The organism is Staphylococcus sp. EG-SA-2 (assembly GCF_017152085.1).
In genome coordinates, this window is the sequence record NZ_JACYHC010001306.1 from 1 (window position 1) to 604 (window position 604).

At 34.1% G+C, this 604-nt stretch carries 1 protein-coding gene; it reads right to left on the reverse strand.

The features are described from left to right. Positions 1-156 precede the first annotated feature (156 nt). Positions 157-604 (reverse strand): MFS transporter (locus IDG60_RS28365; RefSeq protein WP_206161152.1); only part of this gene is annotated, 448 nt, incomplete at its 5' end.

Here is a 604-nt window from a genome sequence, read left to right on the forward strand (position 1 = left end):
AAAATCATTCGCTTAATATGCACACAGCTTTTATCGTCTATAAAAGAACACACCTAACATTAAACGTCAATACGTAACATTAAGTGTGTATGATAAACTTACTTTCACAAAATTTCCTTTAAAATCCGTACATAATAACTTGCTTTCATTTCAGTTTTACAAATTCGTTTGATTTTTAGGAACTAATAGTAAAATGACTAAAAATGCAACAATTGCTAGCAAGGTATTAAACATCATACCTGTGAAACCACCTAAGTTCAAATTTAAATTAGCTGCTAACACAGTATAAACCGTACCAGATACTGCTACTCCAAATGCATTTCCTAATGATGACGCCATTTTATACACACCTGAAGCAACACCCGACTTATCATCTGGCGCACTAGCAACTGCTGTATCAGTTGATGGTGTAGCATATAATCCTAAACCAGTACCAAACAATAAATATCCAACTATACTAGATACGATATACCACATTTCTGGTAAAAATGTTAACGACAATAAGATTAACCCAATCACTGTAAAGCCACTTCCTAGTAATAGTGGGCGCTTCGGACCATGTTGAGATAAAATCTTTTCACCTACACGAATCATTGACAACACT